At 58.0% G+C, this 255-nt stretch carries 1 protein-coding gene; it reads right to left on the bottom strand.

Features of this window, described 5'->3' with window-relative positions; translation table 11 throughout:
* On the bottom strand, window positions 1-255 hold a 255-nt coding region (locus tag DPV92_RS09760; protein WP_192574200.1), incomplete at both ends, for a hypothetical protein.

Below are 255 nucleotides of genomic sequence, written 5' to 3' on the forward strand. Positions count from 1 at the left end.
GCCTCTGCACCGGCCTTCGCGGTTTCTGCGTCAGCTTTAGCGGTTTCTGCACCAGCTTTAGCTGCTTCGGCTTTACCTTGTGCTGCCTCTGCACCGGCCTTCGCGGTTTCTGCGTCAGCTTTAGCGGCTTCTGCACCAGCTTTAGCTGCTTCGGCTTTACCTTGTGCTGCCTCTGCACCGGCCTTCGCGGTTTCTGCGTCAGCTTTAGCGGTTTCTGCACCAGCTTTAGCTGCTTCGGCTTTACCTTGTGCTGCC

The organism is Pseudohaemophilus paraphrohaemolyticus, from assembly GCF_003253115.1.
GTDB lineage: Bacteria > Pseudomonadota > Gammaproteobacteria > Enterobacterales > Pasteurellaceae > Haemophilus_A > Haemophilus_A paraphrohaemolyticus_A.